Annotated in this window: 11 protein-coding genes; 2 read left to right on the forward strand and 9 right to left on the reverse strand. The window is 38.2% G+C overall.

All coding sequences use genetic code 11. From position 1 onward, the window contains the following. Positions 1–349 precede the first annotated feature (349 nt). A complete protein-coding gene (locus ACSQ8O_RS36645; protein ID WP_436245747.1) occupies positions 350–823 on the forward strand; it encodes a hypothetical protein in 474 nt (157 codons plus the stop codon). 416 nt (positions 824–1,239) lie between these two features. Continuing rightward, positions 1,240–2,202, forward strand: coding sequence for an L-lactate dehydrogenase (locus tag ACSQ8O_RS36650; RefSeq protein ID WP_436245748.1), 963 nt, complete (start codon positions 1,240–1,242; stop codon positions 2,200–2,202). A gap of 534 nt (positions 2,203–2,736) precedes the next feature. On the opposite strand, the gene ACSQ8O_RS36655 is transcribed toward ACSQ8O_RS36650, so the two are convergent. The 9 genes from ACSQ8O_RS36655 to ACSQ8O_RS36695 form a co-directional block, all read right to left on the reverse strand. Beyond that, complete coding sequence (locus ACSQ8O_RS36655; protein ID WP_436245749.1) at positions 2,737–3,042, reverse strand: hypothetical protein; 306 nt, start codon at positions 3,040–3,042, stop codon at positions 2,737–2,739. A 176-nt stretch (positions 3,043–3,218) separates the two neighbouring features. Then, complete coding sequence (locus tag ACSQ8O_RS36660) at positions 3,219–4,829, reverse strand: stalk domain-containing protein (protein WP_436245750.1); 1,611 nt, start codon at positions 4,827–4,829, stop codon at positions 3,219–3,221. Between the two features lie 228 nt (positions 4,830–5,057). Then, positions 5,058–5,558 carry a DUF4926 domain-containing protein gene (locus tag ACSQ8O_RS36665; protein ID WP_436245751.1) on the reverse strand — a complete coding sequence of 167 codons (501 nt, stop codon included), beginning with the start codon at positions 5,556–5,558 and terminating at the stop codon, positions 5,058–5,060. 167 nt (positions 5,559–5,725) lie between these two features. Beyond that, the gene (locus ACSQ8O_RS36670) at positions 5,726–5,905 is read right to left on the reverse strand and encodes a hypothetical protein (RefSeq protein WP_436245752.1); all 180 of its coding nucleotides are present in this window, start codon (positions 5,903–5,905) and stop codon (positions 5,726–5,728) included. A 277-nt stretch (positions 5,906–6,182) separates the two neighbouring features. Further along, the gene (locus ACSQ8O_RS36675) at positions 6,183–6,677 is read right to left on the reverse strand and encodes a phosphoglycerate mutase family protein (protein ID WP_436245753.1); all 495 of its coding nucleotides are present in this window, start codon (positions 6,675–6,677) and stop codon (positions 6,183–6,185) included. 207 nt (positions 6,678–6,884) lie between these two features. Continuing rightward, positions 6,885–7,097, reverse strand: coding sequence for a bacteriocin immunity protein (locus ACSQ8O_RS36680; protein ID WP_436245754.1), 213 nt, complete (start codon positions 7,095–7,097; stop codon positions 6,885–6,887). Positions 7,098–7,244: 147 nt separating this feature from the next. After that, positions 7,245–7,595: a hypothetical protein gene (locus tag ACSQ8O_RS36685; RefSeq protein WP_436245755.1), complete on the reverse strand. Its 351-nt coding sequence runs from the start codon at positions 7,593–7,595 to the stop codon at positions 7,245–7,247. 137 nt (positions 7,596–7,732) lie between these two features. After that, positions 7,733–8,164, reverse strand: a complete 432-nt coding sequence (locus tag ACSQ8O_RS36690; protein ID WP_436245756.1) for a hypothetical protein — start codon at positions 8,162–8,164, stop codon at positions 7,733–7,735. Positions 8,165–8,330: 166 nt separating this feature from the next. Further along, positions 8,331–8,498: a hypothetical protein gene (locus ACSQ8O_RS36695; protein ID WP_436245757.1), complete on the reverse strand. Its 168-nt coding sequence runs from the start codon at positions 8,496–8,498 to the stop codon at positions 8,331–8,333. Between the last annotated feature and the right edge of the window lie 281 nt (positions 8,499–8,779).

Here is an 8,779-nt window from a genome sequence, read left to right on the forward strand (position 1 = left end):
TAGGGCGCTTGACCCGTTGAGACATGGGAGTGAAAATCACTAAGGGCATCGTGGAGAATACGTGCAGCATTTGGAATGAATTGGGTGATTTAACTCCACCTCTGTTCCCGCATGCCTTTTTAACGACCCATCCTAATATATCTCGCTATCTTTCATTTATCATTGATATCTAAAGGATGAAATCCTGCGAATAGACGAGCTTGCGTGAGGAAATTAAATCATACCGAGGGAGCTTAATCCTCCGCTTTAACGGTAATAAGTTGCTTAATTTACCAAATGGCGATATGTAACAAAAAATACTACTTCTCGTTAGTAAGGTATAAGAAAAAATAGCATGGAGGAATTATGGATGAAGTTTAAATTAGTTGTATTTTTATGTGTGATAGTGATGGCATTAGTAGCTTGTGGCAAGCAGGAAACGCCTGAACCTGTTGTAGGAACGAAAGTGTCAACTGCTGTGATTAAAGATATGTTGTTTCAATCGGGTCATATTACGCTTAATCCTTATGACGGAAGCGATTGGACATTAAACGGACAGTCGCCTGAAACTTATTATCTTTCCTGTGGTCCAACGGAAGATTGTGTTCAAACAAAAGAGCATATCTCTATCTATACATTCAAGTCGAACGAAGAGCGGGATAAAGGTTTTGCTGATTTTAAGAAGCAAAAAGACCAGTACAACATGATTGTCCCGATTGTTTGGCAAAATAAAAATACGATACTGTTGTATTGGCACAGCTCACCGTTTGGGCAGAAAACAGCTTATGAAGATAGAATCAGCGAAGGATTGAAAGGCTGGAATATGCAATTTCCAAATAAATGACCCACAGGAGAACGAGGTGTTAATTTTATTTCGATTAATCCGAGTGTCTACTAGGGAGTGACACCGTCAGGTATAGCATCGCAGATACACGCGGTGCTTTTTCTGATGATATGCTGCCCATTAATTCTTAAAAAAGTAAAATGGAGCATCGGCGCGCGTCCGATAAGCTCCTCCCTTCTTACCGAGCTCTACTGCCCGTTAACTTAACGCCACCCAGCCAAAAAGCATGCTACTGATCTTTGACAGGATCTCGAAGGTTTTACAATTTCATTTCCAACAAAGACCGGATGTCCATGTCAGAAAACATTACTTATCAACCGAAAATCGTGGTTTTGCGTCATGTTTAGTCACATATTACAACCAAAACAACATATATAATATACCAAGCGTTATTTGTTTGAAGGAGGACGGTAACTATGGCTTGGAAACCGAGAAAAGTCGCTATTGTCGGGATGGGATTAGTTGGTTCAAACTGTGCTTACGCCATAATTAATCAGTCCGTTTGCGAAGAATTGATGCTTATTAATCGCACGCCAGACTACGCATTGGCTCAAGCATTAGACCTGTCTCACTGTATGGACTTCACTCAATCGCGGACCAAGGTATTTGCGGGCAATTTCGATCAATGTGGGGATGTAGATGTAGTGATTCTGACACCTGGGGCAAGCATGAACAAAAATCAGAACCGTCTTGATCTGATGGAATCTTCCATTCATATCATGAAGAATATCATTCAACCGATCATCCAAAGCGGGTTTAACGGAATCTTCCTTGTTGCCACAAATCCTGTAGACATCATTACATATATCGTATGGAAATTATCCGGTCTTCCCCGAAATCGTGTGATCGGAACAGGCACCTCCATCGACAGTTCACGGCTGAAAAAGATCTTATCCGAAATCTTTCCAGTCGAACCGAAGAGCGTTCAAGGGTATGTACTCGGTGAACATGGTGACTCCCAGTTCGTGGCTTGGTCACACGTAACCATTGGCGGTAAACCGTTGCATCAGATCATAAGCCAGCATCCGCATCGATTCGGTCTCGTCGATCTTGATCAATTGGAGCAACGGACCAAACTGGCTGGATGGGAAATATTCAACCTTAAAGGATCCACTTCTTTTGGTATCGGCAATGCATTGGCTTTCATCACTCGATCTGTGCTAAATGATGATCACAAGATTATCGCCGTATCCGCGATCTTAGATGGAGAATACGGTGAGAGAAACGTATGTATTGGCGTTCCTGCCATCATATCTCGAGATGGAGTTAAGGAAGTAGTTGAGCTACATCTCGATAATATGGAACAAGAGAAACTTAGTTACTCCTGTAGCGTAATTCGTAAGCACCTTCTCCAAGCGTCTATTATCGGCAGTTTGTGATGCCCAAAACGGAACAATAAGGGAATCCTATCCAAGTACCGAATAGTAAGAAGTCTATGCCCTGCTAGGAGGAAATCTTTCATCATGCACTCTGCATCTCAATCCAACCGCATGTCCAAAACTTCGAATCCGGTGTCAACACATACGCCGACTGCATACAGTAATTTCTTCTGGAGTTGGATTCCATGCATGTTGTGCATATCTAAACATTTTCTGCCTCCCCTTCGCTTTCATTAAACTCTCGTTGTCTCGTTAGCATAATCATCCTAATAGTTCAGGTACAAAAGATGATTACTATTTCTCAATAAAGTATCCATCGGTCTCTATATGTTCTTCAAATTCTTTATAAATGTCTTCGAAATTTTTAGCTGGGGGGCCTAGCCCTCGAGATTGTGACTTTTTAATCTCTAACCAACTCGTATTATCAAAGAAATAATCATAACTATACATATCATGGCTTCTTTGGGACGAGGAAAAGTCCTAGACTGCCGCTGTCTGTTTGAACTATCGTTACCCGTTAGCGCTACGACAATTCTAATCATTAATGTACCTCTCGTCTAAATAATTACCTATTTCCACAATACACTTGTCACCTAATTTGTCATGAGCCATAACAAAACAACCGCTCCAAATATCCCAGCCAATGGTAATCTTAATCCCATCTTTGTCAAAATCCATGAAAACTTGTTCAAGTCCAATTATTGGATTAGTATGAGTAAAATTAAACTTTTCTGTAACAACAGTAGCTATCTTCAAAATAAATGACGCATCCGCATCAAAAATTTCATATGAATTATAGCCTTTGGATGTTTTATTTATTTTCCCTTGTAGATTTTTCATTTAATTCCACCAATCGTATAAATATTATTGAACTAACGTTCACCGTTAGTTGAATGAACTGCCGATTATTCCCTCGGAGAATCTATTCATTTTCAAAAAAAAACAAAAAGTTAATGTGCAGCTGCCGTGATGAAACAGCTCCATTTTATGTATAACTATAATCCTTTACCGCAATTTCAATGTATCTTTAAATCTATCAGCTTGTTATTCTCATCCCATATAACTTGCCCACCGAAGGATTCAGTGATAAAACGCAAAGGAACAAGAGTTAATTCATTCTTAATTACTGGAACTTGATCAAGGAGCACTTTCTCATCGTTGATATATGCCGTGTCAGAGTTGACTGAAAGTTTCACCGTTACATTCCCTCTTGAAGCTGAAATACTCTGTGTAGTACTCTCCCAATGGATGGTAGCCCCTAGCGACTCAAATATCTTTCGAAGCGGTACCATAGTTGTGCCATTAATTATCTCTGGATATTGTTGAAAGGATAAAATATCCCCGTTTAGCCTCACTTTAATTATTGATGGTATAGATACTTTAATGGGGTCGTTAAAACTCCATCCACCTGGTCCTACTTGCCCCACCTGATTGAATCCCCAAGCCCATGCGTTACCATTATTGTCTAGAGCAACAGTGTGTGTACCGTCATAATAATAACGATTTCCACTAACTTGAATTATAGAATTAATTTTCGAATTTAAGGTCATTTCCGACTGATCCTCGTTACTTCCGTTGCCGAGTTGGCCGAGATTATTCTTCCCGAGTCCCCAAATGGATCCATCATTCTTCAAAATGATAACAGAGTGGTCCGCATAATTGCTTTGAGATGAAAGTAGTATTGTCTTTACATTGGTGAGTTGGGGTACCAGTTCCGGAACAGAATGAACAAATGAATGATCTGAGCCCTTTAATTTAAACAAATCAGAGCCCCACTGATAGACAGAGCCATCCTTTGAAATAGCAATGCTCGAAGCTCGCCCCAGAGTCATGATTGCTTTAATATTACTCATTTTTTTAATCTGTACAGGAGCAAAACTTCCTTCATTTATTAAACCTGTACCTAGGGAGCCATCTTTATTCAGTCCCCATGCCCATACTGTTCCGTCTTTTTTTAAGGCTAGACTGTAGTTTATACCGGCTGCAATTTGAATAACATCACTTAGGCCAATTACTTGAACTGCGGTAGAATGCTTTGAATGTGAGTCCCCGCTCCCAACCTCTCCTGACATATTATTTCCCCATGCCCATACAGTTCCGTCTCTTTTCAAGGCAAGAGTATGAGCCCCTCCAGCAGAAACAGCCATAACATTGTCCAAATTTTTTACCTGTACAGGTTTAGTTTCATCATATTTTATCCAATTTGTTTGTATGTCTATTGGTGATACATTAATGTTTTCAATATTGCCCAATTGTCCCATGTTACCGTGTCCCCAGGACCAAACAGTTCCATCTCGTTTTAGTGCAATCGAAAATTCAGAACCTGCTGAGATAGAAGTAACATCTGTTAATTCCGAAATCCTCTGTGGTTTCGCACGATAATTTTCCGAAAACATACCATTTCCAGTAGTGCCATCTGCTAACTGGCCATATGTATTATCGCCCCAGGCCCAAACGGTTCCATCCGTAAGTAACGCAAGATTAAAACAATATCCAGAAGAGATCTGGAGTATATCTCCTTTGTCTGTTTCGGAATAAGCAATATCTGATGGAAAGTAATTTACAAAAATAAGTACGGACAGAGAAAAAACAAAAAATCTAACAGTTTTTTTACAGACTTGAACCACAATACTTCCTCCTATGATACATTATCAATTCACTACAGAGTGAAAACCTAGATGACATCATAGTATTTTATTCGTCAGAAAGGAGGCATTTCCTTTTTCTGTAATAAAGGATCGCTGCACTAATCTGCCCGTTACTTTAACGAGGCTGCCGGTTCGTGCCGGCAGCCTCGTCTGGTTTCACATTAAACAAACGTTTTCCTTAACTTAATCAAAAAGCAATTAATTAAACTAAACTGCTATTTGCGTAGACCTTTTTCCTATTAGCAAAAAGATAATTGCTGCAAGATGTAAGAAAAGTATAAACGGACCGAAAGTAAAATAAAGGCAAGCCGGTACTAACCATACTGTTGCTATAATATTTAACAATGGCTTGGTTAAAAGTGAGCTTAGAAATGCAAGTAAAGAAGGTAGTAAGATAAAACACAAATTAAATGTTCCAATTCCGTGAGCCAAACAAACTAGCATCACGATATAAGTTAAGGAGGCGATTACTCCAATAGTAGAACCAGTTTTCCTACATTGACGTTTCTCTCGCTCCTCATCAGTTTCAAGACAATCTCTTGATAATGCACCTAAGAATAGTGTAGTCCCATTCTCATCGCATATTTCAATTTCAAAATTGTTTCTATCATAAATTTCTAAGATTGTTCCAGATTGCCCCTTTATGATTTCATATTCTGGAAGATTCTTTGTAATTCTTACTACATCAAATTGCTTCAGTAATCTCACCTCGTGACTGTATATTAGCTAATTTTCAGTATATCATTATTATCCAAACAATATTGAAGAGATAACTGCCCGTTACGTCAACAAGGCTACCGATTAAAGCCAGCAGCCTTGTCGTCGTTTTATATTGAACAAACGTTTCCCGATACTTTAATAACCAATTAAATAAGTTAATCACAATCAGCAGCACCGCATAAACTCGAAAAAAATTGTGATATAAAGTACAACGATATACCTGCAATTGCGACAAGAATAAGCGTGAATACCAAGATATAAAGCAAGGCAATTTTTCTCGTTTTTTTCACTTCAACTAAATTTTCATTTTCATTAAATTCCCAGTCATCCTGCATTCCAAACGCCTCCTTGAGATATCCCAAAGCCAAAGAAATCACAGTTTCAGATGAAGTCTATCCCATGAAAGCAGGTACCTTTAGTCGGAAATTCCTCTCAAAGACAGACATCCTATTTATCCTCTATTTTATCGTTAGAATAAAGAATGGTTCAAACATCCATTGTTTACATATTAGCACAGTGCTTTGTTCAACAAAACTGCCCGTTAGCGCAATAAGCTGCCGATAAACGTGGCAGCTTGCTAATTGGTGTATATTGTTAAGCTATCGTTCTCCGCTAGCTCAAGTGAGTTGTGCTATTTGCAAATTTCAGAATATCAGCTTTGGAGTGATAGTCTAAGAAGTGAATTCCAGTGTTATTGGTATGGAACCAAACATTATTTTCTGCGGGAATCTGAAGGAAATTTCCAATGATTTTAGTTATCGTTCCACCATGAGAAATAATGGCGATTCGTTTGAATGGTTTGCTTGTCTCTTTTATGGAAGAAAAAATCTGTTCGACTCGATTATAAAAGTCCAACTCACTTTCATCATTTTGTTGCTCACGCAAATCATCTAGATACTTTATTGGGCAACCAACGGTATCGGCTAAAATCTCTGCCGTTTTACTAGCACGTTGTAGCGGACTTGACCATATCAATTCTGGAGGAAATTCCTTCAAAACACGTACGGACATTTTTTTGCTCTGTTCTATTCCTTTACCTGTTAAAGGTTCATTTACATTTATCGTCTCATCTTCAGATTCGCCATGCCTAATTACTAATATTTCCATGTAAATTCACCGCTTCACGATGTAATGTTTTTTTCACTTTATTCTACAAATTACCCCAATCGTCCTTCTATTATCTTATAGTTGTTTGATTACCTTAAGACCTTATTGTTTAATACTGCCCGTTACTTGAGAAAAGGCAACCAATCCACCCGGGCTGGCTGCCTCTTCATATTACAATTGAACTCTCGTTCCTCGTTAGCGCAATGGTTATAGCTGAATGGGCTTATAGCTTAGTGCTTGTTCAACCACTTGCTCTGCTGTGAGTTCATTTTCATTCCAGTAAATTAAATCACTAACTTCAGGAAGCGGGATGCTAGATTTGAGAAGTTCGATCATGTTATCGACTTCTTCTTCACTGCCTTCAACGTTCATAATTTTCCTTACTAACACGATCAATTCCTCTTTAATTAGCACCTTCATTACGGTCACCCATCCTCTAAATGATGAATAATAATTCTGCGTAGTCACCACGTTAACCTGCAAGTTTCATTAACGGACAACGGCAGCCGTTCGTGTGGCTGCCGTCATGTCGTGATTGAACTAAAGTTCTTACGTTAGTTTTATGAATTATAAAGGATTATCACATTTCCATTCACCAACAAGACTTGAAAGATTGTCTACATACATATTTATATGAAACTCAAGCTGTTTAATTCCTTCAATGCCAATAATGTGAACTGATCCGATAAGCACCTCATCTGTAACGTCCCAATCATTTTCAATATAATCCGCAGGAACTTCATACTTCCGCAGAAAAAATTGGGCAACATTTTTATCTTGGCTATTCAAATATTTTTGATTTTCAATAACATGTACTTTTACGAATGCACGATTATTATCTGATGATGCACTAATTTCACAAGCCAATCCTGTTCCGACCAATAAACTGCTGATTTGCTTAACATCTAACTCCTTCATACATAGACCTCCAAAAGGCACTCAACTTCCCTAATATATTCTGTTGTGCATCCCCGCTATCCTACCAGTTACTCCAGTAAAATAGGGATCGTCAGACTGCGTGCAGCCGGAGATCATATGATGCCTTTATTACTTTATTATTCTGTCACTAACCATTTAAACTCCAAGCCTGTAGTTTCGATTATTTTCAATAAATTTTCTTCAGAACAACAGCCAATCAATAAATCTTGTCCTCCTAAATCTAAATATGTAAAACTAATTGTCGTGTCAACAGTTTTTAGCAGTTCGTAAAATTTAACAAATACATTTACATCCACCCAAGCCCTATCAACTTGAAAGTCCCAATGATATTCGACACCATTATGTTTAAATCTAAGCCAAGCTTTTTCTTCTTCAATATCCACATAATCTTCAACTTCTTCAAGTCTTAACAAGTCTTTTGTTAAACTACATAGTCTAATTGAAATCTTAATATAGTCCCCGTGATTCAAAATACACTTAGTATCAAAATACCGTATATTATTTGAATATGGAGTAAAAGTACCATTTGTATATTTGTTGCTTCCCATTACACCTAATATTTCGAAGCATGCTTGGTAATTTAAGGGTAGTCTGTGTAAAATTTTTCTAATAGTATGGTCGATGGAGCAAAAACTCCTACCACGCTCTACTGCCCGTTAGTTGAGAAAAGGCAACCGATCACTAGGTCGGCTGCCTTCTTTTGTTGATATTGAACTAACGTCCTTGGTACACGGCGATAAGAAGTAAGAACATCCCTATGGATATACGCGAGGCCTGCTTACGTGTCATACTGCCGGATTTCAGGAATTTCCAAAATAAAGATGGTTTGAAGATAGCGATCAGTGAATAGATAAAAACAAAGAATACTAGTACGCCTATCATGTGTAGGTACTCCCCATTCGTTATGTAGTTAAAAATCCCCAGCGATAGTTCCATACGTATTTACTAAATATCATACAATCATTTGAAATTGATAAAAATAATGCATGTGCATGCATTTAAGATGAATTTTCCCGAGTGTTTCAACTATCCTCCCTCTATGGAGAAACGTTTTGCTCTTAAATACTCTCGTTTTCTCAGGTTTTAACCATCAGTTCTTTTTAGTAGATAACATTTCAATGATATGAAGTTGTAGAGGAAGAAATTTATGGATATACCGAAGG

The sequence above is a fragment of the Paenibacillus sp. LjRoot56 genome (assembly GCF_964253335.1).
Lineage (GTDB): Bacteria > Bacillota > Bacilli > Paenibacillales > NBRC-103111 > Paenibacillus_E > Paenibacillus_E allorhizoplanae.

Bases quoted from the DNA above. Each gene is read 5' to 3' on its own strand.
- ACSQ8O_RS36645 (WP_436245747.1), top strand. From the start codon at position 350: ATGAAGTTTAAATTAGTTGTATTTTTATGTGTGATAGTGATGGCATTA.
- ACSQ8O_RS36650 (WP_436245748.1), top strand. From the start codon at position 1,240: ATGGCTTGGAAACCGAGAAAAGTCGCTATTGTCGGGATGGGATTAGTT.
- ACSQ8O_RS36655 (WP_436245749.1), bottom strand. From the start codon at position 3,042: ATGAAAAATCTACAAGGGAAAATAAATAAAACATCCAAAGGCTATAAT.
- ACSQ8O_RS36670 (WP_436245752.1), bottom strand. From the start codon at position 5,905: ATGCAGGATGACTGGGAATTTAATGAAAATGAAAATTTAGTTGAAGTG.
- ACSQ8O_RS36675 (WP_436245753.1), bottom strand. From the start codon at position 6,677: ATGGAAATATTAGTAATTAGGCATGGCGAATCTGAAGATGAGACGATA.
- ACSQ8O_RS36680 (WP_436245754.1), bottom strand. From the start codon at position 7,097: ATGAAGGTGCTAATTAAAGAGGAATTGATCGTGTTAGTAAGGAAAATT.
- ACSQ8O_RS36685 (WP_436245755.1), bottom strand. From the start codon at position 7,595: ATGAAGGAGTTAGATGTTAAGCAAATCAGCAGTTTATTGGTCGGAACA.
- ACSQ8O_RS36690 (WP_436245756.1), bottom strand. From the start codon at position 8,164: ATGGGAAGCAACAAATATACAAATGGTACTTTTACTCCATATTCAAAT.
- ACSQ8O_RS36695 (WP_436245757.1), bottom strand. From the start codon at position 8,498: ATGATAGGCGTACTAGTATTCTTTGTTTTTATCTATTCACTGATCGCT.